Source organism: Rhizobium sp. 01L410, assembly GCF_056400165.1.
Genome location: NZ_JBFTST010000017.1, coordinates 11,830 through 34,743, shown reverse-complemented (window position 1 = coordinate 34,743; position 22,914 = coordinate 11,830). Strand labels below are relative to the sequence as shown.

24 protein-coding genes and 2 pseudogenes are annotated in these 22,914 nt (G+C 56.9%); 11 read left to right on the top strand and 15 right to left on the bottom strand.

Annotated features, from left to right (window positions below):
* Window positions 1-5: 5 nt before the first annotated feature.
* From AC1DV9_RS27050 to AC1DV9_RS27035, 4 genes are all read left to right on the top strand, one after another.
* Window positions 6-368, top strand: coding sequence for a hypothetical protein (locus AC1DV9_RS27050; protein WP_477950821.1), 363 nt, complete (start codon window positions 6-8; stop codon window positions 366-368).
* A 214-nt stretch (window positions 369-582) separates the two neighbouring features.
* Complete coding sequence (locus AC1DV9_RS27045; protein WP_112538823.1) at window positions 583-828, top strand: DUF982 domain-containing protein; 246 nt, start codon at window positions 583-585, stop codon at window positions 826-828.
* Between the two features lie 62 nt (window positions 829-890).
* Window positions 891-1,145 carry a hypothetical protein gene (locus tag AC1DV9_RS27040; RefSeq protein WP_477950819.1) on the top strand — a complete coding sequence of 85 codons (255 nt, stop codon included), beginning with the start codon at window positions 891-893 and terminating at the stop codon, window positions 1,143-1,145.
* 195 nt (window positions 1,146-1,340) lie between these two features.
* On the top strand, window positions 1,341-1,886 hold the full coding sequence (locus AC1DV9_RS27035) for a response regulator (protein ID WP_477950817.1): 546 nt from the start codon (window positions 1,341-1,343) through the stop codon (window positions 1,884-1,886).
* On the opposite strand, the pseudogene AC1DV9_RS27030 reads toward AC1DV9_RS27035, so the two are convergent.
* Together AC1DV9_RS27030 and AC1DV9_RS27025 are read right to left on the bottom strand one after the other, a co-directional pair.
* Window positions 1,846-2,061: pseudogene (locus AC1DV9_RS27030) on the bottom strand (hypothetical protein); the annotation flags it as partial. The gene AC1DV9_RS27035 and the pseudogene AC1DV9_RS27030 sit on opposite strands and share 41 nt — an antisense overlap.
* 84 nt (window positions 2,062-2,145) lie before the next feature.
* Window positions 2,146-2,889 (bottom strand): annotated as a pseudogene (locus AC1DV9_RS27025) (NAD(P)-dependent oxidoreductase); the annotation flags it as partial.
* Window positions 2,890-3,094: 205 nt separating this feature from the next.
* Between AC1DV9_RS27025 and AC1DV9_RS27020 the strand changes: the two are divergent.
* Together AC1DV9_RS27020 and AC1DV9_RS27015 are read left to right on the top strand one after the other, a co-directional pair.
* Window positions 3,095-3,982 carry an adenylate/guanylate cyclase domain-containing protein gene (locus AC1DV9_RS27020; protein ID WP_477950815.1) on the top strand — a complete coding sequence of 296 codons (888 nt, stop codon included), beginning with the start codon at window positions 3,095-3,097 and terminating at the stop codon, window positions 3,980-3,982.
* 186 nt (window positions 3,983-4,168) lie between these two features.
* Entirely contained in the window at window positions 4,169-5,152 is a 984-nt protein-coding gene (locus AC1DV9_RS27015; RefSeq protein ID WP_477950933.1) for a L,D-transpeptidase family protein, read from the top strand.
* Window positions 5,153-5,296: 144 nt separating this feature from the next.
* Here the strand turns inward: AC1DV9_RS27015 and AC1DV9_RS27010 are convergent, their stop codons facing one another.
* Window positions 5,297-6,706, bottom strand: coding sequence for a Dyp-type peroxidase (locus AC1DV9_RS27010; RefSeq protein WP_477950813.1), 1,410 nt, complete (start codon window positions 6,704-6,706; stop codon window positions 5,297-5,299).
* 1,253 nt (window positions 6,707-7,959) lie between these two features.
* Here AC1DV9_RS27010 and AC1DV9_RS27005 point away from each other — a divergent pair.
* On the top strand, window positions 7,960-8,460 hold the full coding sequence (locus AC1DV9_RS27005; RefSeq protein ID WP_477950812.1) for a cupin domain-containing protein: 501 nt from the start codon (window positions 7,960-7,962) through the stop codon (window positions 8,458-8,460).
* A 1,088-nt stretch (window positions 8,461-9,548) separates the two neighbouring features.
* Here the strand turns inward: AC1DV9_RS27005 and AC1DV9_RS27000 are convergent.
* The 10 genes from AC1DV9_RS27000 to AC1DV9_RS26955 all read right to left on the bottom strand — a co-directional run bounded on the left by AC1DV9_RS27000 (window position 9,549) and on the right by AC1DV9_RS26955 (window position 19,363).
* Complete coding sequence (locus AC1DV9_RS27000) at window positions 9,549-9,926, bottom strand: helix-turn-helix domain-containing protein (RefSeq protein WP_477950811.1); 378 nt, start codon at window positions 9,924-9,926, stop codon at window positions 9,549-9,551.
* Window positions 9,927-10,727: 801 nt separating this feature from the next.
* Window positions 10,728-10,883 (bottom strand): entericidin domain-containing protein, encoded by a 156-nt coding sequence (locus tag AC1DV9_RS26995; protein ID WP_112390507.1) that lies wholly within the window; start codon window positions 10,881-10,883, stop codon window positions 10,728-10,730.
* 420 nt (window positions 10,884-11,303) lie between these two features.
* Entirely contained in the window at window positions 11,304-11,681 is a 378-nt protein-coding gene (locus AC1DV9_RS26990) for a hypothetical protein (protein ID WP_477950809.1), read from the bottom strand.
* Between the two features lie 288 nt (window positions 11,682-11,969).
* The gene (locus AC1DV9_RS26985) at window positions 11,970-12,392 is read right to left on the bottom strand and encodes a hypothetical protein (protein ID WP_477950807.1); all 423 of its coding nucleotides are present in this window, start codon (window positions 12,390-12,392) and stop codon (window positions 11,970-11,972) included.
* A gap of 14 nt (window positions 12,393-12,406) precedes the next feature.
* Window positions 12,407-14,194, bottom strand: coding sequence for a putative bifunctional diguanylate cyclase/phosphodiesterase (locus AC1DV9_RS26980; RefSeq protein WP_477950806.1), 1,788 nt, complete (start codon window positions 14,192-14,194; stop codon window positions 12,407-12,409).
* A gap of 1,155 nt (window positions 14,195-15,349) precedes the next feature.
* Window positions 15,350-16,336 (bottom strand): GlxA family transcriptional regulator, encoded by a 987-nt coding sequence (locus AC1DV9_RS26975; RefSeq protein WP_477950805.1) that lies wholly within the window; start codon window positions 16,334-16,336, stop codon window positions 15,350-15,352.
* A gap of 523 nt (window positions 16,337-16,859) precedes the next feature.
* Window positions 16,860-17,558 (bottom strand): DUF899 family protein, encoded by a 699-nt coding sequence (locus AC1DV9_RS26970; protein ID WP_112444222.1) that lies wholly within the window; start codon window positions 17,556-17,558, stop codon window positions 16,860-16,862.
* A gap of 97 nt (window positions 17,559-17,655) precedes the next feature.
* On the bottom strand, window positions 17,656-17,988 hold the full coding sequence (locus AC1DV9_RS26965) for a hypothetical protein (RefSeq protein WP_112517526.1): 333 nt from the start codon (window positions 17,986-17,988) through the stop codon (window positions 17,656-17,658).
* Window positions 17,988-18,779 carry an exodeoxyribonuclease III gene (gene xth / locus AC1DV9_RS26960; protein ID WP_112390522.1) on the bottom strand — a complete coding sequence of 264 codons (792 nt, stop codon included), beginning with the start codon at window positions 18,777-18,779 and terminating at the stop codon, window positions 17,988-17,990. Before xth ends, AC1DV9_RS26965 begins: the two co-directional genes overlap by 1 nt.
* Before the next feature lie 95 nt (window positions 18,780-18,874).
* Complete coding sequence (locus AC1DV9_RS26955; protein ID WP_477950802.1) at window positions 18,875-19,363, bottom strand: hypothetical protein; 489 nt, start codon at window positions 19,361-19,363, stop codon at window positions 18,875-18,877.
* 685 nt (window positions 19,364-20,048) lie between these two features.
* Here AC1DV9_RS26955 and AC1DV9_RS26950 point away from each other — a divergent pair.
* The 3 genes from AC1DV9_RS26950 (at window position 20,049) to AC1DV9_RS26940 (ending at window position 21,216) form a co-directional block, all read left to right on the top strand.
* Window positions 20,049-20,504, top strand: coding sequence for a hypothetical protein (locus tag AC1DV9_RS26950; RefSeq protein WP_477950800.1), 456 nt, complete (start codon window positions 20,049-20,051; stop codon window positions 20,502-20,504).
* Between the two features lie 225 nt (window positions 20,505-20,729).
* Entirely contained in the window at window positions 20,730-20,912 is a 183-nt protein-coding gene (locus tag AC1DV9_RS26945) for a hypothetical protein (protein WP_477950798.1), read from the top strand.
* Between the two features lie 103 nt (window positions 20,913-21,015).
* Window positions 21,016-21,216, top strand: a complete 201-nt coding sequence (locus AC1DV9_RS26940) for a hypothetical protein (RefSeq protein WP_477950797.1) — start codon at window positions 21,016-21,018, stop codon at window positions 21,214-21,216.
* A 57-nt stretch (window positions 21,217-21,273) separates the two neighbouring features.
* Here AC1DV9_RS26940 and AC1DV9_RS26935 read toward each other — a convergent pair whose 3' ends face one another.
* On the bottom strand, window positions 21,274-21,765 hold the full coding sequence (locus AC1DV9_RS26935; protein ID WP_477950795.1) for a Crp/Fnr family transcriptional regulator: 492 nt from the start codon (window positions 21,763-21,765) through the stop codon (window positions 21,274-21,276).
* A gap of 60 nt (window positions 21,766-21,825) precedes the next feature.
* Window positions 21,826-21,999, bottom strand: a complete 174-nt coding sequence (locus tag AC1DV9_RS26930) for a hypothetical protein (RefSeq protein WP_477950793.1) — start codon at window positions 21,997-21,999, stop codon at window positions 21,826-21,828.
* A 237-nt stretch (window positions 22,000-22,236) separates the two neighbouring features.
* On the opposite strand from AC1DV9_RS26930, the gene AC1DV9_RS26925 reads away from it, so the two are divergent.
* Complete coding sequence (locus AC1DV9_RS26925; protein ID WP_112390497.1) at window positions 22,237-22,578, top strand: hypothetical protein; 342 nt, start codon at window positions 22,237-22,239, stop codon at window positions 22,576-22,578.
* The last annotated feature ends 336 nt before the right edge of the window (window positions 22,579-22,914 follow it).

Here is a 22,914-nt window from a genome sequence, read left to right as displayed (position 1 = left end):
CAGCCATGCAGAAAGCGCATAACCTGATTAAAAAGTCATCAAGTCACCGCGTTGCGTGGATCAACCATGGCAGAAGATTTGCCGCCGCTGCCGTCGTACTCTCCCATGAGAACGGCAGCGCGCTGATCGCTCCTTCTTTCAGCGAAGCCCTAGCGACTGGAAACGTGGATTGCGCCGGCGTCGCCAAAGATGCGATGGAGGGTCGGTATCTGGTCGGCTTTGACCATTACCGAGACGATGATTTCGCCGTCGAGCGCAGCATCCATTCTAGTGCCGTGGTCTACCGAGGGAGCATCGCCACCGTTTGGTATTATTCCCGAGCTATTCGAGTGGCCGCCGGCTTCCACAAAAATATCGGCGCGGTTTAGCCCCGCGTGCTGGACCATATGTTCGATAGCGAGGTCGGCACCCTCGCGAGCCTGAAAAGTTGCGGTAACGGTCTTCGTGCTCTTGTCCGACATAACGATCTCCATTCAATCTCTGTCTAAGGGCTGGCCGTCCCTAATGTTCCCTCCGGATCCGGAACGTATGTTCGCCGAACGTGTTACGGACTGATATCGACATCGGAGACATTGGACTCTCATGACTTTGGCGGGCTGGTCCAAGACAGTTGTAGTGCAAATCAGACCACGATCGGGTTTTATACCTGTTTCGAACACGCGGACCGCATTTGACCTTCTGATTTCGCGATGGCCAGTCACTTCCGGAAAGGCTTTCTGGGCCGCCCAGGAAATCTGCCTCGCAGCGATGGATCGCAGGGTGCCACACGAAGACGCGCGACTTGCATTTATCGCCGCCGCGAAGGAAGCAAACATCGCTATGGACTGAGATTGCAGCGTCACCGGGCACCAGCAAGACTGGTGAAAACAACCCGCGGACTGGAGAACATCGTGACGCTGATCGAGGTCATTAATCTGTGCCGTGAAGACTTGGCTGACGAGTCCATAGGAGTTCGCCGCAGCTGGGAGGATATGTTTCGGTACACTCTCAAACACTACCCAGAGCGAACCGACCTTGGCCAATTCAACCCGAACGATCTCGAAAAACGATTGCTGGCTTCCGGAGTGAATAGAGAAATGGTCAATGGTTACGTGATGCGATGGCGAGAGGTGATCGAGCGACATAGAAGCAGGGCCGCCGAATAACCATCAGGCCATCGCGTATTCCCAACCATCGTCAGCCAGTACTCCGCAGTCGGGGAAGGGACCACCGTTACGATCTTCCTGCCTCGTCACGCGGCTGCGGAAGCCAGTCCGGCCACCGCAAAGGCGGAACCTAGCGACTTCCAGTCCGAGAGTGGAGAGACCGTACTAGTGATTGGCGACGAGGCATTGGTCCGAATGCTGGTCGTCGATGTACTCGAGGACGCCGGCTATTGCACGTTGGATGCCGGTGACGGTCCGGAAGGATTAAAGATGCTGCGTCCGGACGTGAGGATTGAACTCCTGATCACAGACGTCGGGCTACCGAACGGAATGAACGGCCGGCGGGTCGCCGACGCGGCGTGTGAGCTTCGTCCCGAACTCAAAGTCATGTTCATGGACTGGCTATGCCGAAACCGGGGTTCTCGGGCGTGGTCATCTCGAACCCGGCATGCAGGTCACCACCAAGTCTTTCGACATAGGCACACACACGAAGCGGGTACAGGAATTGATCAAGTCCTGATCGGGGGCGAAATCTTCTTTGAACGGGCGATGGATGGGCCGCAATCGAGGGCCTATCGTCCGTCTCCATCGCGAGCGGTGTCCTGCCAGCCGACCTCGCAAACAGTCTGCGGGGCCATTGCTACCGGCCTCGAGATCGATGATGCGATCTACGACAACTGCTTTGGATCGCCCGCATCTATCAGTTCTCAGAAGCCCTGGCTCGGCTCGGGATGCTGCTGACGGTCGCCGAGACAGGGTCACTGGCCGGGAAACTGCCTTCGAGCCCCTCCTCTAATTCGTCTTCCAGTTCCGCCTCATCCTGCCGTTGGCGAGCGCTCGGAACGGCCCCGAGGCCGTTGCTGCCGGCATCAAAGTTCCCATTGCTGAGTGCATCGTAGCGATTGATACTGCCCTCGGGTGATCCCATCGCCAGCATTTCGGATAAAGATGCCGCCAGTCCCTGCTCACCCGAATTGTCGACCGCCATCTTCTGAAAAACGGCCGCCATCCCATCAAATACTCTTGCACCAGGCGCATTCGCGCCGAGGAAGGCGGCGATCTCTTCCATCTCGGCCATCCAGCGATAAGCCTTCGGATACATATCAGGAATGCTTGTCGAAAGCTTCGCCAAAAGCTGGGGCTGGCTTTCAGCCAGTTCGGACATGAGCGCCCTGTCAGCTCCGCTCTTTGCTGCAGCCAAGAGCATCGTGGTCGCCAATCCAATCAAGCCTTTGTTGATGCCCGCATAGCTCATCTTCAGGGCAGAGGCTGCACCCAAGCCGCTATCTATCAAACGAGCATCGAGACCGTATTCCACGAGGACCGGGACAACCTGCCCGGCTGCCCCGCTGACATAGAGGCGTGGGCCGTACTTGCCCGGCTCCGGCGGTCCACCGATGATACAGCCATCCAGCACGATCGTGCCGCTTTGATCGAAAGCATCAGCAACCTTGGCCACCGTCTCTGGCGACACGGCGTTGCAGTCAATAAAGACGCCGACAGACTTCTCTGCACGCGCTAGCCTGCCTATCTGTTCGGCTACAGCCAATGCCTGTGATGGCGGAACGATGGACATAATGATGTCCGACGCCAGCAGTGCTTTTAGATCAGCGTCCTTGATCCCCGAAGCCGTCGCCCGTTCTCGTGTTTGAGCCGAGCGACCTTCAAGGTGAGTGACGATCTCTGCGCCCGAGCAGAGCAGTGTCCTGGCCACAGCACTGCCCATCGCACCCATTCCAATCACTGCGATCTTCGTCACGGCATCTCTCCAGCGTTCTTGTTCATCTCGAAACTAGAGGCGCCAGAGTTTGGTGCAAGCGTGGGGAACCGGTCTTGTCAGCTAAAGGACATTCGTTTTAGGGCAAAGATCGCCGTTAGACCATGTCGCGGAACAACCTTGCGAGATTACACATTCTATTGAAAACACGAACCGTCGGATCGGATCGATCTTGGAAGCACCACCCCTGCAACGAAAACTCGCCGCGATTTTGGCCGCGGACGTCGAGGGTTACTCGCGTCTGATGCATGTCAACGAAGAGCAAACCCTTGCAATACTCACAAGCCATCGGTCAGTGGTCGATGGGCTGATTGAAAGTGCGAACGGCCAGATATTCGGAACGGCCGGCGACAGTGTCCTTGCCGAATTTCCAAGCGTCGTCCAGGCTTTCAACTGCGCGATAGCAATTCAGCTTGCCATCGGCCGCGCGAACGCCGATGAGGCGCCAGATCATCAGATGAATTTCCGCATTGGCATCAACATCGGAGACGTGATGGTCAAGGATGGAGACATTTTTGGCGATGGTGTCAACATCGCGGCGCGCCTTGAGGGCTTAGCCGAGATTGGCGGAATCTGTGTGACGAGGGGAGTTCGCGATCACCTCCGCGATCGGGTCGCGGCCAAATTCGAGGACATGGGGGAGCATAGCGTCAAAAACATTCCCCGGCCGGTTCGCGTATTTAAGGTGTTGTTTGACCCGGACTACGACCCCATGCTGTCAGTGCCGAAATCCATCGACTCGCCGTCGAAGGACGCGACAATGATCGTTGAGGGCGACGCCGCCGAGGTGGCGTTCTGGGAGTCGATCCGCGACGACGATGATGGTGCAGAGCTTCGAATCTATCTTGAGCGCTATCCAAACGGAACCTTTGCCGACCTCGCCCGGACACGCCTTGATCGTGGCCCGACGACCAGCGAGGATCCCGCAGTGGAGGTGTCGTTTTGGGAAAGCGTTCGCGACAGCGGCAATCCGGAAATGATCGAAGCTTATCTTCGACGTTATCCGACCGGGAAATTTGTAAGCCTTGCTGAGATTATTACAGGTCAGAAGTCGCAGTGAGGACAAAAGCTCGATTGCACGATGGGCAACATGCGAGGATCGATCGAGATGACGTATTATCGCTTCAAGACTTCATTACTCCTCAAAATCTAACAGATGCAGCAACCTGCATGGGATGCATGCGTTCGTACGACAGTGATCGTGAGCGACGATGGAACATCAGAGGGGTTGGCAGCATTAGGCGGAATGATGAAAACATTCCTTCTCAACTCCGTCATCTCCCTCGCGTCGGTGGGAGCAGTTCACGCTCAAGATTTATCGCGCGAGGTGATTAATAACGCTGATCTCTCATCCTTCTCGTCTGAGAATAGCAAGGAAAGCGCGCCGAACGACCAGCCCGATCCCGTGACCATTCACCTTCAGGTGTTGCTAGATCGTGCTGGCGCATCTCCGGGGGTCATTGACGGACTGGATGGCGCAAATGTTCGGAAAGCCATCTCGGGATTCGAAATGCAGCAGGGACTTCCGGTCGACGGGAAGTTGGACGCTGACGTTGTAGCGCGTCTTTCCGATGATAAGGGCGTCGTCGGGCCCTACATCATTTCCCCTGATGACGGCGACGACATCGTTGCAGAGATTCCGAAAGACTACGCCGAACAGGCAAAAATGACCCATCTAGGGTACACCAGCATCGCCGAAAAATTGGCTGAGCGTTTCCATATGGACGTCGACCTTATGTATGCGCTGAACCCGACAGCGCAATTTGTCCCTGGCGAAACGTTGTCCGTGGCCGTAATCGGCGCTCCCCGAACAGGAAACGTTAAGCGGATTGAGGCGCATCGCAAGGCAGGCGAGCTTGTTGCCTACGATGCGAACGACAAAGTCCTGGCCATATATCCCGCGACAATTGGCAGCGAGGATAATCCCTCCCCTTCAGGCAAGCACAAGGTCAACGGCGTGGCTCGCAATCCGCCATATGTCTACAATCCCAAAATCAACTTTCAGCAAGGCAAGAACAAGACGAAACTCACACTTCCGAGCGGTCCTAACAACCCGGTGGGCACCGTCTGGATCGATCTTTCAGAACCGACCTACGGCATCCACGGTACGCCAGAACCGTCACTGATCGACAAGGCCGGCTCTCACGGTTGTGTCCGGCTTACGAATTGGGACGTCGAAGAGCTGAGCAGCATGGTCAAACCTGGGGTCATTGTCGAGTTTGACCAGTAGAATGTTGCCGACGCTTATGCCGCGCCCTGGGTCACCTAGCTTAAATCGCCCTATTGTCAGCATTGAGCTGTGTTGAGTGCCTTGATAGACCGCAGCAGTCGTGGTGAAAAAAGGAGGTCAGCGATGATTGCTGACCTCCTTACCTCAGAGGGCCCTAAGGAAGGCCAGTGACGGCATAAAGAAGTATTCTCCACCCTTCATGGTGACGGCGCGGGGCATAGCGGGTGTCGTCATCAGGGAAGCGGGATTTCCCCACTCAGTCGCTCCCTCCATGTCTGGGCGTTGGCCGTCACTCGGCATCTGGCCGATAACGGGGTCGACACCGGGCGAAGGAAAGCCGGCCGGCACCCGTGGGAAACCTGGGTTATTCGCCCAGTTCTTTTGCGTGAACTCGAACTGGTTGCCGATATCGCTGTTAAAGGCCATAAACAGAAGGCCGACGTTTTTGTCCGGCTTGTTGTCAATCCGGCCGTCATTCGGATTGTCAGTCCTGACGCCATAGGTCTGGCCGCGTCGCGCCATTAGGTGCTTGCGTTCACCATCCTGATCTTCGAACCCGCCCGACCCACGTGGATTGGTTTTCCTGATATGTCCGGAAAACGGACACTTCGCGCCGTTCTTGTCGCTGAAATAGTTGAAGTTGTTGGGCACCGGAGATTCAACTCCGTCTTCGAACTGCATGGTGACGGGGGTGCCGTCCTCAAAGCGGCCGACAACTATGGCTCCCGCTATTTCGTTTTCTGCACCGAAGAGCCGATCGGCCAGCTTCTCCTCTTCCTCCTTGAAGAGCCGAACATTTTGCTCGAGTTTGCGATAAACGAAATAGCTTCCAAAATGCACGGTTGGATCGGGGGCCGCCGGATCAGCGACGATGACCTGGCCAAGCGGGAAGTCGGGGTTCCAGTTTGCGGTCCCATCTGTCCCGTTCTCCTCGCCCTCGATATCTTCTGTGAGGAAGAGCGGCTGGCTGCGTCCATCGACATAGCCGAAATGCTCGATCCCTTGGCCGTTGTTGTTGTGCAGGCCCAACCCATCCTGCGAGCCGACAATTTTGACGCCATAGGAGCTGTTGATCAGGTTGACGACTTGGTCGTGCGCAGCAACCTTCGGCTCGTTGAGCATATCTCCGATAAGGACAACGGCGTGAATGTCATCGCCAAAGTACGGGTCCCAGGTACTGGCATCGGGATCGTTTAGCTCGGACATCTGCATCCCGCTACCAAAGAGACTGTCGCCCGGTGTCTGGGTTATTCCGAGTTTGTTGTAGCCCTTCTTTGTGAGACCAACGCCGACATAGGGTGTTCCAGCCACAGGCGGCGTTGACTTGAACGCCTCGATTTCGTCCAGGTGTTGCTTGGCCGATTTCATCATCGAATTCGATAAAGTCTTGAGAAAGCTCTTCGAACCTGCTTGATCGTCGAATTGGAGAAAGAGTAGGGTCAAAAACTCCCGAACGTGAGGTTTTATGATGTTGGGTTGTAGACTATCCAGCATAGTTGCATCGTCGGGTGCTGCATTCTTCCAGGATATAGACGTGTTCAACGTTACTGACATCTTGCGCTCCTCCATTAGAGACGGCGCATGGAGGCTCTGACCATGTATTAGAGTCAACGCAACTATGATTTCTGGGTTTATATTTTCCAGTTACGTTGAGCGGGAAAGACCTAGCCCCGTTCGAGATTTAGGGGAATTTGACCTGATCTGGACCAAACTCGCGGTGTTGTCCCGGGGAACTTTCCGGCTGTCGCTCGGGGCATCGGCGCAATTCCGGACACCGATAGTGTTTAATCTACCTCCCGAGGCAGGTCTTTACGCACTTCGACCCAGTCCGCGAAATGGGGTTCGGTGTCCTCTGCCAGTTCCACGGGGCGCTTCATCTCGGGAAAATGACCTCCCTCGACATGGTCTCTCCATCGCACAACGTTGGAGACGCGTTCCACCCATGAACGCGGAGGCATGGGCAACTCCTTTGCAAAAGGCGATAGGGGGGCGGGCGTAGTGATCCGCTGGCCCGGTTGGAAAGACAAAGGATGTCCCCGGCTCTCCTTGCAAAGCCGCAATGACACTCCAGCGACCACATGGAAATCTCGGTCAGCAGTGTGTGCATACGGAACGTCTTTAGAGGTTTGGGCGTCCTCGTAATCATTATCACATTGACGATGTTTGGGCTGCGGTCTGAGCCAAATTTTTGCGCGATCCTATCTACTTTCGAAGCAACTCTTTTTGCCGAATGTTCGTCGAACGGTCCCGCAAGGAACCAATACAGGTCAACCCGCGTTTATGGAGCGCTGGCTTGTTCCTCTGCCGGCTATGTCACTCTCGCGACTCGCCCCGCCACAAGCGGGGCTTTCTTTTGAATTGCTGAAGCGTGACGACCGATGGCCGTCTCGGTCATGCCGGCCAAGTCGAGCTAGGCCGGTGCACTCCAGTGATTGGATCCACGCCGGTGATGCAGGGATTACGGTTTGCACTTGTCCCCCTCGCGATATGGGTGCGTTTCAGTTTCAAAATTCTACTAAAACGCTAGTGACTTGAGGCGGTAGCCTGGTGCATCGACAGCGAAAGCGAGGCCTCGCTAAGGACCTAGACGTGGGAACCTTCACGCGACATGTTGCATTGTCCCAATATGGGCGTGATGAGGAGAGCATGAACGATCGGACAGCCGGATATCTGATCGCAGCTGAGGTCAGTGGATTATTCTGGATCGCGGCCGACGTTGCAGCGTGGAACCTTTTTTGAACGTCACGAAGGGGCAAAGCGGCGACAGCCATTGCAAGGTTGTCAGCCACGGAGGCCGGAGGCAGCAAGTGGACATCGAAAAACTGATCTTCGACGCGAGCGCGTGGGTTCCTAACAACCCTTCCCTTCCCGTTTTGCTTTACCGTGGCGTCTTCATCACCAAGGATGGATCGGAGGAGTTTGCGAGACTGTTTGCTTCGCATGGCTGGACGGGACTGTGGCGGAACGGTGTGTTTGACTACCAGCATTATCATTCGGGCGCGCATGAGGTGCTAGGCGTCGGCAAAGGCCACGCCAAGCTGCTGATCGGCGGGCCTGATGGGAACGAAATCGACTTGAGCGCTGGAGATTGTGTTCTTCTCCCAGCCGGCACAGGCCACATGCGGATTGATGCTAGTGACGATTTTGAGGTAGTCGGCGCTTATCCCAGTGGACAAGAAGCGGACATCCAAACTTCACCGCCTTCAAAGGCAGTTTGCGCCCGGATAGCCCGCCTATATCTGCCCGAGACTGACCCCGTGCAAGGGACCAACGGTCCCGCTGTCGTCGCATGGTCACGGCTAATCTAGTTGGTTGGATGCCTGAGACTCCCTACTCCGAGGCTGTTTTCGGACCGAACGTCGCCAGATCTGGTCGGCTTGAAAGTTGCGATCGTTAGCACGTCTAAGGACTTCGATGGGTCGGCAACCCTTTGGCTTTTACGAATGCTTGACACTTGGAAGCTATCGTCCGAGAGCGCGATAGATAGTGCGTTCGCGTTTCTCTCCCTTAGGGTTCAGCATGACATCTCCCGCGATCTCTTTGTCAGCCGCGATCTTGATTTTAGCCCTTCTGGTGGCTGCAAACCCCTTTGGCCACGATCTTGTTGACCCGCAGACGACAGCAAGCATTGAGACCCACTGAAACTCCTATTTCTTATTGTCGTGGTCGACAGCTATTCAGTTGTCCGCATAGTCAATAATTCGAATTTCGAACCAATCCGTGTCCAATTTTTAGGAAGCAACGTCTCAAAATTGGTGAAGTGGCGTCTCTGCATCTCGGTCTGTGTTGCAGAATGCAGACCTTTCCAGCTGTTCGAAATTCTTGAATCTAGGAAGACTGAGCCCACAGCCGGGGCGCTCTGCCGGTCCAGCCCATATCTGGGGATTGGACCGACTTGCATAAAGGGGTAGTTCCCTGGCAGGAACCTGGAGCGAGCGCGACAAAATGAACTCGATAACTAGGACCGGCTGCACCCGTGCTCAAGCTGCGCGTAGCGCGTTAACGAGCAAACTGGGATACCTGGCTATCGCCGCGCTTGCGATGTTGGTGTGGGCAAGCGAAGAAGCCCCGCTGTCTACCGAACACCTCGCCATGAGAGACGCTGCGGTCCGTCAGAGTCTGCACTGACGGAATCGAATGGGTGTGCGGCACTGGGGCATGTCTACGCCCATCAGGCGCTAGCATCAGGGTATGCCCATCGTCGGTACTCGGTCTCCGAGAAAGCCGACGATAAGTACGTAGACATATTCAAAGGCTGGCAGTCGATTTTCATGGCATCCTACTGGACACGCTGGAGACCGAGAGGCAGACGGGATGGTCGATTTCGTCGATCTGGACGACTGCGCCCGGCGTGGCCGACGCCGGCCTCTCCGGTAACAAATCAACCATCCGCCAATCAGTCGTCGCGTTCACCTTCGTCGCCTCCAGTGGATTGAAGCAATCTGAAGACCGCGTCTTGAACCTTGTCCGGCGATGCTGCGAAATATCTCAGAAGACGCTGGCCCCGTTTGGTCATGGCCAAGTCTGTAGACTTCGGACGCAGCAGAACCTCCTCGCCCGGACCTTCGCCCGATCCCTCTTCCAAGAAATAGAGGATCGAAACCCCGAAGAGGGCGGCGACGTTGTTGAGCGTCGTGGCTGCAATGCGGTTTGCACCACGTTCATATTTTTGAACCTGTTGAAATGTGATCCCAAGATGGTCGGCTACGACTGTCTGACTTAACCCAGCAGAAAGGCGCGCGACACGGAGGCGCATTCCGATGAGGGCATCCATGTCGGTCACGCGGCGTGGGTTATGGTCTGGATTACTAACGTTAGCGATGTCGCTGCTCCCATTCGTTGAGAAAAGCCAACTCTATCAGTCGGCCCTGATTATGCGAGAGGTTTTGGTCGGTAGTCTTCGTTTTAGCCGGCTGCCAGACGTTGACAGGCGTCGGCTCCTCGTCAAGTCAGCCGACGCTCGGCCGTCCAGCGCTGCTTCCAAGCGACCTGTTGAAGGCGACGGCTGTAGCCGGCGTGATCCTTATGATGTTCACGACGAGTTCGATTGGTTCGAGATTCTTCGACCAGTGCAAAAAGCTCCGCCTGTCACCACGCAATTCCATCGCTTGGCGAGGTGCAAAATCGCGTGAACCTTCCGAGGGCGCTTGTTGCGCAGATAAGGACGGCACCCCCGCCTATCGACCCGACGCGGTTGATCAAGTCCTCGATGATGCGCGGCGTTGCCTCGGCGTTTTCGCGATGGATCATTTCAGGCCACCTGACTGAACCCGCACGCAGCTACGGCCACGTGCGGAAAGATCGACTGGCCGGCGCTTCGTTCGCTCCGGTCCCGATGCCTTGGCGGTCACTTCGTTGAGGAAATGCCGGAAGCAAAGACATGCGGCCATCAAACTGGCCTAGACAAAAAAAGCCCGTCGCATTCCGGTGCGACGGGCTTTTGGCATATAGGGGTTTCGATCATCTTATTCTACTGCCCCGACCTAGTGATGAATAAAGAGATCCGCGGTTAATGCAATTCAGCCAAAAGGCGTAGCGAGTGCAGAATAAATCCCACCCCCTATCTGTGCCTCACTTAGTTCGAGGCTGCGCGGTTCACTCGGTGGCCAGCGTTCTGTGTAGCGTCCACCGTATTGGCGGTGTCTTTGCCCATGCCGCGGATTGTGTTGCCGCAGCTAGAGAGCGCCACAGTCAACAGCGTTGCAGCGGCAATTGCAGTTATGATTTTCATGTGAGGTTTCCTTTGCGCCTAAGGAAACACTAACTTCGCAAACCGCTCGAAGTTCCCGATCGGCCGTCTTTTACCAGCTTAAGAAGTTCACGATAAGTCCGCATTTCGAAGCGCGATGGTGACGCCATCAGTAAGCGCGACACCGGGACATTCATTTTGGAACTGTTGGACTGCCTTTGCGATGCCGGCTCCAACAGATCTTGCAGACAATACCGCAAGTTTATGGACATATCGCTCGACGCCCTCGTGGGTGAAGACGACTTCGAGAATGGTCGTGTTCTGTCGGATATTGCGTATCACGTTCATTTACTCGGTTAGCGCAAAAAGAAGGCCGCACTCATTGGGGAGCGCGGCCGATAGATACCAGCTACTTCCTGGGGGAAAGTGCACAAAGGATGCTCGGCTTTGGTTAATTTTGAATTAACCGTTCCAGCCCATGGCGCGGCACTGCTTCTCCGCTACTTGTCGAGCGTCATCGAGGCTGTTGTACTTCCCCTGCAGTTCATACCGTCGCCCGTTGAACGAAAAGTAGGCACTCTTATCGATCCTGTTAAACGTCACCATCGGCGCCTGCTCTTTATCGCTCATGTGGGTCTTCCATTCTGTTGGTGGCGATAAACCCGCATCGTACCCGTCTGGTTCCAGTACTTCCTCTATCAAGACGCGTTTTCCGGTAGTTAATGTGTTTCGGGGTTGAATAGGCTGTGACCGGCCAAGAACACAATTTACTTGTCCAATTGCCTTACGCATATTGATGGCAATCATTTCGATCGGCGTGTTGAGCGGGATCATCAGCATTGCGGTCGTCCTCTGGCTTACAGAGCCATGCCGAGCAGGAGGCAGGCTACGGGCGATAGGTCCAGATTGAAAGCGAACGCGGCAAACCGGAGCAAGCCGAAATGATTGCCACCGCCGTGAGGTTGCAGCGTCTTTGGCAGGTCACCTGGTCCTCTTTCCGGCCAACGGACTTCGATGGAGATCGTCGCCCGAGCGCCGTAGCCGCCGCTGTCGGAAAGCTCTCAGACTTTCCTTTTCATTGGGCAATGATCGCAGTGTCGACCATACCCCGATCCGAGAACATCAAGATTATTCAGCCGGCGACTCCGACCGCAGAGCGCTACCAACTGGTTGTACCAGCTCATTTCGCAAAAGGCCCTTCAAACTGAATAACGGTGCCAGCGGAAATCTCAGGAGAGCGAAGGCTTCAACAATGCGTCGAGGTTGTTCCTTTATGAACTCGACTGCGAGAAGACTCTCTTCTCTTCGTTTTACGGCACAACCGATGGAGTACTCGAAGTTGCCAATCACGATGTAAAAGTGTTCAGCTATTTCTGCAGAGACGCTGATTAGCGCTCCTCCCTGCGAGACCTCCAACATAACGGCACGACACGATGAAATCGGCTGCTTGAGCGTTTTTTTGTAAGCAAGCCGCACAGCGGCTTTGCATTTGAAGCGCTTGTGTTTTCTGGCATCTACTGGAGCAATCTTTGTTAAGTAATGCCTGTTCATGTCCAGAATCCAATTCATTTATGGACAGATACTGGTAACGCACGTGCAGGTGCATCCATTGCTTCGCTCCCCATCCGTGCCAGGTTAATTGTGAAGCTTTCTGCGTCGGTTGGGATTCCGAATAGGTAGCCTTGGCCGACCCGACAGCCCATTTCGCCAAGCGTTGCACGCTGTACTTCCGTCTCCACGCCCTCCGCGACCACCGTCAGGCCAAGGGCGCGTCCCAGCTCGATGACAGCGCGGACGATCACCCGCCTGGCGGGTCTGGTTGCGAGTTCGCTGACAAACGTTCGGTCTATCTTGATTTCGGTAACTGGGAACGTCTCAAGGGAGCGCAGGTTCGAATAGCCAGTGCCAAAGTCGTCAACTGAGAGACCGACTCCAATCTGTCGCAGCTGCTGGAATGCGTCCATGACGCCGGGCGTATCGCTAAAGAACATGCTTTCGGTAATCTCGAGGGTCAGCCACTCCGGTTCAGCACCGGTCAGATCCAGGACGCGGTTCAGCATTTCAGCCATGTCATGCTGGAGAAATTCCCCGGCCGACACGTTCACGGAAAAGCGAAGTGCCTTGTCGCGGTGCGCGTTGATCCGCCGGGCGAACGTCGCAACGGTGGTCAGGCTGCGTTCGGTCAGATCAAGTAACAGACCTGATCGCTCAGCGGTCTCAATGAAGCCGCCGGGGAGTTGGCTGCCGAACAGGGGATGGTTCCAGCGAATCAAGGCTTCCGCGCCGAGCCACTCACCGGTGATTAGGTCTACCTGGGGCTGGAAGTGATACACGAATTCGTCGTTCGCGACCGCGACCTTCAACTCGCGTGTCATCCTGACGCGTCGGCTGGCTTGCTCGTGGTCGGACTCGCGAAACCGCCGCGGACCACCCAACGGATCAGATTTGGCTGCCCGAAGGGCAGTACCGGCGTTCCGGATCAATGAAATGGCACTGCCCACTGGCCTGCCTACGGCATATCCGATGGAGAAGCGCAGTGAGACACTGGCACCTGCCACCACGAAGTCCGCTGCGAGCGAAGCGGAAACCAGCTTTACCGTCGGGTCTGCACTTGGTTCATCCTGGAGCTCGAAGGCGAGGGCGAACTCGTTCGCGCCCATCCGACCCACTAGTGCGGCGCCCATGTCACGCAGCCGCCGCCCGGTTTCACAGAGCAGAGCATCCCCGACGTCGAAACCGTATCCGGTGTTGAGATCATGAAAGCTGACAACATCCAGCTTCACAACCAGAAGGATCGTCTCGGCATTGGTTGCGAAGCGTCCCTCGGCAGCTTGGATAAATGATTGACGGTTCAAGCAGCCCGTGGTCCCGTCGAGGTTTGCGACACGATCCAGCGCTATATGCGCTTGGCGAAGCGCTGATACATCGCGCAGTATTCCGACGTAGAACAGTTCGTCCCCAACCCAGGCGGGCCTAAGACTAAGACTATTCCAGAAGGCCGAACCGTCCTTTCGATAGTTTTGCAACGTTTCGTCCACTGGCTCGGCCGCCCCGATCGCAGCGCGAATGCGAGCGATCTCGGGTTGCTCACGCTCATTGCCTTGCAGGTAGCGGCAGTCTTTGCCGATAACCTCGGTTCGAGAGTATCCAGTCAGATGTTCGAAGGCCCTGTTTACGTAGAGCAACGGCGAATTGGCACCTAAACGCTTTGCGATGGCGATCCCGTCCGTCATTTCCTCGACAAGTGTCGGAAGAATGGACCTGACGGCGTCAGCGCTCAGAGGCCCATTGTCGGCCGTGCCCCGCGCACGCCTCATGAAGTCCGGCTGTTTGAGTTTCTCAACTTCTTCCATGACAGAAACATGGACTGTGACCCGAGGCGGGGCAACGTGCAGCCGGGGCCGTCTCAGGACAACCATCAACCGCTTTCGGACAAACTCGGTCTTGCACCTTCGCCAGACGTCCGGAGGCGATCCCTGTGGTCAGACGGTGTCAATCCGACACTCAAAACGAAGGCGAGCGCATCGCTTGTTGCAATCCAAAACCACTTCTTTCTGCGATCGATATGATTGACAGCCGGCTCTTCAAAAAGAGAGCCCGCGACGTCAATCTGACATAGACGGATGTCCACAGCGCGACACCATCGCAATCGAAATTGCGGCGTTGCGCCAAAACCTCCCACGGCGGCTGTTTACCGAGATTTACTGGTAAAATCCCAGGCTCGAGCTCCCACTCGATGCCGTGGCACCACGACGGGTCCGAACGGCGTGGCATGAAGGCTTTCAGTCGCACCGCGGCTCATTCGGCAGACATATTCATCGGCAGGGTTTTCCGGTGGTAGATCGCCAACGCGCGAACCACGGGGTCCCCGGGACTAGAACAGTAACGCCGATCGGAGATCGCGCCGATTGGCGGGACGAAACATCAGGTGACGTCGAAGCAAAACGTCCTCGCGACAGCCTGCATGCGTTGTAACGCTCCAAGCTTCTTATGGCCGTCCGAATATAGCTATCGACTGTGCGCCGACAGCTTCGTCCAGTGGGGGTCTTGCCCCTGCGCACCACTCAAAGCACTTCCGTTCGCGTCGGCTGGGTGGGATGCCACTCGCGCGATCAGGGTTGGCAGACCCTTGAGAGCGTTGAGAAGCTTCGTCACGTGTATCAAAGTGACTTCACCTCCAATACCCTTTCGGCGAAGCCCCAAGCGGTGACGACAAAAGAGGATTGTTTGTGATCCGAATTGTGTAGCGTGGACGCGAAGGTTGCTGGGATGGCGAAGTTGCGGAGCAACTAGCACGAGCGGGCGCAGCCCGGCGGGGCCTCTTTTTAGTGCCGAACATTTGCCTGCCGCCGCTCACGGACACCACGCACTTGAGGAAATGGACGCAAGGCCCGGCGCGCGCTTTATAAAGTCCACCTGTTGGAGCTTCTCAATGTCTGCCATGACATAAACATTGACTCCGACCCCAGCTGGGGCAACCCGCAGCCGAGGCGGTTCCAGGACAACCATCAGCCGTTTTCGGACAAACTCGATCTTGCTCCTTCGCCAGACGTTCGGAAGCGATCGCGGTAATCAGACGGCGTCACTCCGACATGCGATAGGAAGGCGCGGCGCATCGCACTTGCCGATCCAAAACCGCATCTTTCTGCGATCAACGTGATCGACAGCCGGCTCCCTTCTAAGAGGAAGCGTGCGACTTCGATACGCGTCAGGTCGACATAGTCGGATGGCGTTATCCCAACCTCCTGCGAAAAGACGCGCGTGAAGTTCCGTGCGCTCATCGCCGCGATTTTCGCCAAGGCGGTGACCGAAAGGTCCGCTGTAGCATGGTTCAGAATGTATTCCTGGACTTTGTGTAGACGGCTGCGGTCGCTTGCCTGCGCCGCCAGATGCACGCTGAACTGCGATTGGTCACCTGGTCGCTTCAGGAACACGACAAGCCGCCGGGCAACATAAAGCGCCACCTCGCGGCCGAGGTCCTCTTCCACGAGAGAAAGCCCGAGATCGATTGCGGCGCTGGTCCCGGCCGACGTGATCATCGCACCGTCTCGGACAAAAACACGATCGCTTTCCACCTGCGCCTCAGGGAAGCGCTCGCCAAGCAAGGACGCGAACTGCCAGTGAGTGGTGACACGTCGGCCTGCGAGTAAACCGGCTTCGCCGAGCAGGAATGCCCCTGTGCATACGGAGCCGTAGCGCCGGGTCTCGGGGACGGTATTGGTCAACCAGTCGATAACCTGTCTGCCCGGGGAACGGGGAACGCCGGCGCTCCCGGCTACGAGCAACGTGTCTGGGTCACCTGGATACGCATCGAAAGTGCAATCGGGCAGAACCCTGAGCCCTGATGCGCAACGGATCGAGCCAGCTTCTTCTGCTGTGACGGCAACGTCATAGAAGTTCTTGCCAACACGGGCGTTTGCTTCGGCGAACACGTCCATGAGCCCGGCAAGTTCCAGTGAATGCACGTCCCTGGGCACGAAAATGACAATCCGCATGGGGATATCTTTCGCAGCGCGAGGACTCAAATCTCTCGACGAGCATTTTTGCGTCGACGCCGGTCCTGGCCAACGACAGTCGCACAGTGCCGCCAGGTCGTCAAAGTCAAACGCATCGAGTGATTGCCAACGGAGAGACGGTCCATCTCTGACATTTGCGAGGAAGAGGTCCACAATGGCCGACTGCGGTCTTCCCTTCGCGCCAATTGCGGTCATTGAGCATGATGTTTTCAATGGCCGCTGCCGACCCTTGAATCACTTTGGCTGATTGAAGGAATTCGTTTACATTTGGGGCAACTCGCGCCGGCCGGCGGCCTTTCGCGCCTCGCAGCCAACTGACCGGCCTCCATCGCAATTTGACAGCTTCCGACTTTGCCTGATTGGAGGAGCTTGAAGATCTCTTTTGAGGGAAGCGCGCATATCGAAAGAAGACCTGCTCTTTCAACGACGGACGCTCTGGCAGCTAGTCCACCGGCGCGCCGGCGTGGCGGCGCCACCTACGCCGACTGTCGAAGCCGCCAGATCAATAGTTGAGCTTCGGGTACCAGTCCGTGCCGCGTCCGGCCGGCGTCATGTCCAGTATATTCCAGAGGGGTGCGATATCGACAGCGCCTCGCGGATCCTGCCCGGGATCAGCGGCATCGGCAGGCATCTCGCCGTTGTAAAAAACGCGAACCGTGTTTCCGTCCTTCTGGTAAACGGTGAATGCCGGGTACTCATAGCCCTTGTCGTCGAGCAGTCCGAGGTCTCTGGCATAATCGTCGCCGACGGTCTCTATGAAATCGAGGTCGTGCCAGCCGCGCTCCATCGCAAACGCCCGCTGCCTCTCGACCGGGCTGCGCCCAAGGATCTTGAACGCAACCCGTTGCTTCACGTCGGCGCCGTTCCCATTCGCGCCGCCTAGGAAGTTCGTGCACATGGGGCAAGGCCTCTCGCGCTGCGGACCGAACATCCAAAAATAGGTCACCAAGGTGTGATGCTTTCCGAACAGGTCGGCCAAAGCCAGCTCGCGGCCATTTTCGTCCTTGAAACGATAGTCTTTCTCGACGACAGGGCCAGGAGGAAGCCGCATGCGCTGTTCTGCCAGTTTGGTAAGATATCGCCGGGCTTCGATCTCTTCCGCAAGGAGAGCCGTTCTCGCCGCGGCGTATTCGGCGGTTTCGTTCGGAAATCTGCTGACGCGCTTCGCTGCCAGTTCCGTTGCGGACCTTAACTCGCTCATATCATGTCTCTCCCTTGCTCCGCTTATTCACGTGACATGATAACTAGACGTATGAAGGGGGCCGTTGCCGACAAGGTCGATCCGATTTTTTCGACCGTTATTGACGGCCGCCTGTCATTCGTCGATGCCAAGCCGCATAAGACGTCGTCTTTGCCATGTGACGATTGAGATCAGGCGTGCCGTCATCCCACCACACCGGCCCCCGCTCGCCGAGCGCAATCTTCGCAGCATCGATCGCCTTGCGCACCGCACGCAGCCGCATATCGTCGTCGCCGGCTTCCTTTACCGCCCTTCGAGCAGCCATCAGCTCCGCCACCAAGCGAGTGCGCGTTTCTTCGGGAAGGCTTGGGTTCGTCTTTCGCCAGAGCCGGCCGCGCACAATGATGTATCGGCCGTCAGGTGTCTGTAGAGGTGTGTTCTGCGCTGCCATCAGCCGTGCACCAGGGCTGCCAAATCAAGCTCGATCATGACGGGCGCATGATCGCTCGTGTGTTCCCAGCCCCGAGGCTTCCTGCGCACTTCTGCCGATTGGAGTGACGAGGCGATGGCCGGGCTGAGCAGGAAGTGGTCGATCCGCAAGCCGGCGTCGCGCTCGAACGAGTTCCTCCAGTATTTCCAGAAGGTGTAGATGCGCTCGTGCGGATGCAGATGCCGGACGGCATCGGTCCACCCCTGTGCTACGAGATCCGCATAGGCCCGGCGGACTTCCGGCCGGAACAGCGCGTCGTCCAGCCACCGCTCCGGCTTGTAGACGTCGATATCCGCCGGCATGACGTTGTAGTCACCGGCCAGCACGACTGGCACCTCCAGTTCGAGCAGCTCCGCGGCGTATTCCTGAAGTCGTCGAAACCACGCGAGTTTGTAGTCCCACTTTGGGCCGGGGGCGGGATTCCCGTTCGGCAGATAGAGCGCCCCGATGAGGATGCCGTCGACGGCGGCTTCGATATAGCGGCTGTGCGCGTCGCTCGGATCGCCGGGCAGCCCCTTTCTGGTAAGATGGGGCTTCTGACCTCGCGTCAGGATCGCGACGCCATTCCAGCTCTTCTGCCCGTTCCAAACCGCGCCGTACCCGGCTTTCTCAAGCTCCTCTCGTGGGAATTTATCATCGGCGGTCTTCAGTTCCTGAAGGCAGACAACGTCGGGCCTGTCCTCCTTCAGCCATTTTAGGAGGACAGGCAATCGGCCCAAGACGCCGTTCACATTGTACGTGGCAATTTTCAAAAAATCCCCCGATAGAGCGTTTGAGTCTGTCCGGTGAACCATCGGCAGATCGTCGACCAGTGCCGACTATAGTCTCATCGAGTGGGTCGGCTTCGTCAGCGCGTCGCCCCGAATACGAAGGCGAGCGCAGCAACGATTGCGACCGCCGCGATCGGACGCTCGCGGATCCGCGTCTCGATGTCCTGCACGTAACCGCGGACTTCGGACTTGGCGAGCGACGTGGCTCCCGATGCGATTTCGCTTGCGGTGTCGCCCAGGCGGTCAACGTCCCGTCCAAGAGCGCGAACGCCATCTCTCCCGGCGCGGACACCGTCGAACGCAGGACGACCTCCGCCCGTCGATTGGAGCGCCTGGTCGACCAGCGCATAGTCATCCTCACCTTCCGGCTTCTGCTTTACGCGGTCGGCAGCGTCAGTGTCTGTTCGACCGGAGGGCACGGTGGTGTGCGTGGCGGAAACCGGATCCGACGCGGGGAACGTGTCTTCAAGCCCAGTCTCGAGATCGCCCTTCGAAGCTCGTTTGCGCTGGGCTGCCTGCTCGATTTCCATCGACCGTACCGCGGGGGAATTTTTAGGGTCTGGCATTTCCGTTCTCCTTTGTGGGGAAGGAAGTCCGGCGTCGTCCCTAAGTTCCATCGCGCCTAACAAACTTTATCTCATCGTTGACCTGGTGGCGCTAAACCAGTCCTTCGCCGCCGATCCTGCATACGCACAGACGACACGAACCAGCAGACCTATCATTTCCTAACACCCGACCACCAAGGCGTCCGGTCCGGGGGGCGAGCTACGTGTTCGAAACGGAACAGGGCCGCGTTGGAAGAGGCGCGAACGCCACTTGGGAGATGGCGGCCGGGCGTCTTCCGACCGCCGACTTCGACACGATCTCCGTCGGGGTTTGAGCAGAGCACACCAGTTTGCGCCCGCAGATTCTCGACGAGATAGACAAAGCAAACAATACCCAGCTCTAGTAGCGAGGCGCATGAAGGCGAAACGAGGAGAGCCCAACAATGACGTTTGACCTTCAGGGCAGGTCAGTTCCCCAAAATCGGCCGCACACCACGAGGTAACGCGCGTCCGGCGTTATAAAGGCCCGATCTCGTTGACGCTGCTGTTACCGGCTGCCCGGCAGGCTCTGGGGCTGATCAAGATCATCGATCGAATGGCTCTGGCTCATTCCGTCTTCCACCGGCCGGTCGCCTTCGCAAGCGTCTCACGGATGACCGTTGGGAGGTAGTCGAAATGTTCGTCCACCACCTCGCACGAGCGAACCTTGGGTGAAGCTGGACCGGCCCCTCCTCAGATATTGGCCGATGTCCGCGGAGGCGATGGTCGCCGCATCGGACTGGAATACCCCATCTTTCGAACCACCCGCCTGTTGGTCGCAGTCCGTGTTCCAGCCGTCCAACCACCGGAGATCCGCGAGCTACTCTCGCGACTTGCCCCCAGCGCGGAGAGTCGTTTTTCGCGAAAAGCGAAAACGGCTCGCCGTCATTTGAACGGGAGAGATAATCATCCTGCAGTGCAGCTGTGCAGGCGTAATCCATATTGGCAAATTGTGAGAAAATGCGACCTTCAGCATGCTCAGACAATGGAAACGCTGCCGTCTCGCCTACGATTATCTTGGATCGTCGCCATCATGCTCTTCACCTTCGCTGGGATGTGGATGATCGATGAGTTCTTCATCAACGTCGAGCAAGAGGTTGAATATCTGCAAGACGAGGAGTGAGCAGGAACCTGTTTTGGCTGTTGTCACGCTTGCGTCACGCGACGCCGCTCACCTTTTGTGATTACTTCTCCGCGCGCTGATGCGACCTGGCGGACCACCCGGAAGCATTGCGTGGCGCGCATCTTTATGTCGTGGCGAGTCCTTTTAGATCATTCGCTCGCGCGATGCTGGAACGAACTCCTTTTTCCGGCCCTTTGTCATCAGGCTCCCGGAGGAGGACATTTGATGGTATGGCTGATTGGAATTTCGATTGGGCTATTGTTGCCCTGGATTATTCGTTGGAAGGCGCTTCTGAACGCTTTCTTTTTTAACGGACCAAGTTCAGGGTTCGCGCTCTGGGGGTTGATCAGCATCATCACGATCCCGATTTCGACTGTTGCAGCCGTCTTCGCCCGCGAAATGCTTTGATGGAACAGCGCACGGGCGTTGAGATGAATCGCACCGCCATCACGGAACATTTGCCTTGGGAGTTGATTATAGCGCGCGAACAGAACCCATTTGCGAGATACACATGAAGTTAAGTGAGCTGACTGAAATCTATCGCCGCGGCGGGCGTAAAGAGCTTATCAGCGCCATGGAAGAATTCTCGCAAGCTGAAAAGGCCCAAATGCTTGAGGACATAGGATTGGCGCCGCGCATCGGCCCTGGGCGAGCTCAGGAGAAAAACGGGCCGGCGGTGGACGTGCAGCCCGGTGAAGACGAGAGTTACTGATTTTGTCGCCCCGGGCTTTCGTCTCCGGCATGGTATCTTCAGAAATGATTGGGGACGCTAGGACGTCTTGCGAATTTTCACACCCATAAGCCGATGATATTCATCCTCCGCTGCTCCGTAGGAGCCCCTGGCTTCGTCCATCAGGCCAAGCCGGTTGACGACAATAATCTTGCCGCGATTGGCGCGGATGAACCCCTTGCCCTCCAGGATATGAACCGCAACCGTAACCCCGGGGCGCCGCACGCCGAGCATGATCGCCAGAAATTCATGGGTTAGCGAAATCGCGTTGCCATCCATCCTGTCGTGAACCATGAGAAGCCAGCGCGCGAGACGCTCCTCAAGCTTGGCATGGGCGTTGGCAAGGACGGTCGAGGACATTTGCGCCAGAAATGCCTGAATGTAGGCAAGCAGTTTACCGCGCAGCGTTGCACTAGTATCGATCACCTGCTGTAGCTTTGTGGTCGCGATACGATACCCAGTACCTGATACCTGCATGAAGGTCGTATTCGGCGATTGCTCGCCACCAAGCACAATCGCAGCACCGGTCATGCCTTCACGCCCGGCAATCCCCACGTCTATATCCCGCCCGCCCGGTAGTCTGGCGACGATCTACGCCAGTCCTGATTCCAAAAAGACGACGTAATCGACCGGCGCGTGGGCTTTTTCGATCTGATAGGGAATGTCCAGCGTCACGAATTCGAGATGGGGAGCGAGAAGCGTGAGGTCGCTTGTGTCGAGGCTTTTTAGCAATTCGTTCCGGTATTGACGCTCGTCAGTCGGCATTCTCGTCCCCACAGCGTTCGGAGTGAATCCGACTCGATGCAAGGGAACCTAATGACTTGAAAATACAGAACAACCGACTGTCTTTTACCGTACAAAGAGCAATGCTTAAGGAGGCGACATGGACCGCCTGCCCTCGCCCTCATGTCTGAAAGCTCGCGCTCCAGCCGCTGCTGCGCCTGCCCGCTGGAACAATTAATCTCTCCCAATGTTTCAGATGATAAAACGGAGAACATCGAAATGCACAGAACCATCAAGTTCATACTGATCGGGCTCGCTGCAATGAGCGGCCTGACGGTTGCTCCGGTTATCGCCGGGGCGCAGGACATGGAATTGCGGGTCGGACCTGGCGGTGTCGGGATTTATGACCCTAATCGTGACGATGACCGATATGATCGCAGACGAGACCGAGGATGCGATCCGGACGACGCGCTTGACATTGCCCGTGGTGAGGGCCTTCGTCGTGCGCAGATCCTGCGCGTCACGCCCCGAAGCATCGTCATTCAGGGGTATACCCGTCGCGGCCCGGAGCGCATGCAGTTTGCCAACCGTCGCGGATGCCCGGAGATCACCCGGCGGTAAGGGAACGAAAGCTAGGCATGAGCGCTGCGATGCTCTTGGAACTGCGTCTTTCAGTCAGCGCTCTCTCCCCTATTGCAGGCTCCGGTTTTTGCTGGGGCTTTCTCTCTAGAAAGAAATTGAGAGCACCGTAAGGCGCTGTGCGATCCCCGGTCGTTCATTAAGTGGCCGCTGCGATTTCCTGATATGTTCTTTGCCATTCATTTCCACAAGTAAATCGTTCGCTGATCACTGGGTTTTCGACGTTACCGTCGAGGACGGCAAGCTGAGGGCGATCATGGAATACATTGATGCAAAGGCGCGCCCGCGCATCAGCCTGGTGGTCTTGCGTGGAAAGCG

Excerpts from the sequence above, each read along its gene's own strand:
- AC1DV9_RS27050 (WP_477950821.1), top strand. The coding sequence starts at position 6 with ATGCAGAAAGCGCATAACCTGATTAAAAAGTCATCAAGTCACCGCGTT.
- AC1DV9_RS27045 (WP_112538823.1), top strand. The coding sequence starts at position 583 with ATGACTTTGGCGGGCTGGTCCAAGACAGTTGTAGTGCAAATCAGACCA.
- AC1DV9_RS27035 (WP_477950817.1), top strand. The coding sequence starts at position 1,341 with ATGCTGGTCGTCGATGTACTCGAGGACGCCGGCTATTGCACGTTGGAT.
- AC1DV9_RS27015 (WP_477950933.1), top strand. The coding sequence starts at position 4,169 with ATGATGAAAACATTCCTTCTCAACTCCGTCATCTCCCTCGCGTCGGTG.
- AC1DV9_RS27010 (WP_477950813.1), bottom strand. The coding sequence starts at position 6,706 with ATGTCAGTAACGTTGAACACGTCTATATCCTGGAAGAATGCAGCACCC.
- AC1DV9_RS27000 (WP_477950811.1), bottom strand. The coding sequence starts at position 9,926 with ATGGATGCCCTCATCGGAATGCGCCTCCGTGTCGCGCGCCTTTCTGCT.
- AC1DV9_RS26995 (WP_112390507.1), bottom strand. The coding sequence starts at position 10,883 with ATGAAAATCATAACTGCAATTGCCGCTGCAACGCTGTTGACTGTGGCG.
- AC1DV9_RS26990 (WP_477950809.1), bottom strand. The coding sequence starts at position 11,681 with ATGCTGATGATCCCGCTCAACACGCCGATCGAAATGATTGCCATCAAT.
- AC1DV9_RS26985 (WP_477950807.1), bottom strand. The coding sequence starts at position 12,392 with ATGAACAGGCATTACTTAACAAAGATTGCTCCAGTAGATGCCAGAAAA.
- AC1DV9_RS26980 (WP_477950806.1), bottom strand. The coding sequence starts at position 14,194 with ATGGAAGAAGTTGAGAAACTCAAACAGCCGGACTTCATGAGGCGTGCG.
- AC1DV9_RS26975 (WP_477950805.1), bottom strand. The coding sequence starts at position 16,336 with ATGCGGATTGTCATTTTCGTGCCCAGGGACGTGCATTCACTGGAACTT.
- AC1DV9_RS26970 (WP_112444222.1), bottom strand. The coding sequence starts at position 17,558 with ATGAGCGAGTTAAGGTCCGCAACGGAACTGGCAGCGAAGCGCGTCAGC.
- AC1DV9_RS26965 (WP_112517526.1), bottom strand. The coding sequence starts at position 17,988 with ATGGCAGCGCAGAACACACCTCTACAGACACCTGACGGCCGATACATC.
- AC1DV9_RS26955 (WP_477950802.1), bottom strand. The coding sequence starts at position 19,363 with ATGCCAGACCCTAAAAATTCCCCCGCGGTACGGTCGATGGAAATCGAG.
- AC1DV9_RS26945 (WP_477950798.1), top strand. The coding sequence starts at position 20,730 with ATGGTATGGCTGATTGGAATTTCGATTGGGCTATTGTTGCCCTGGATT.
- AC1DV9_RS26940 (WP_477950797.1), top strand. The coding sequence starts at position 21,016 with ATGAAGTTAAGTGAGCTGACTGAAATCTATCGCCGCGGCGGGCGTAAA.
- AC1DV9_RS26935 (WP_477950795.1), bottom strand. The coding sequence starts at position 21,765 with ATGACCGGTGCTGCGATTGTGCTTGGTGGCGAGCAATCGCCGAATACG.
- AC1DV9_RS26930 (WP_477950793.1), bottom strand. The coding sequence starts at position 21,999 with ATGCCGACTGACGAGCGTCAATACCGGAACGAATTGCTAAAAAGCCTC.
- AC1DV9_RS26925 (WP_112390497.1), top strand. The coding sequence starts at position 22,237 with ATGCACAGAACCATCAAGTTCATACTGATCGGGCTCGCTGCAATGAGC.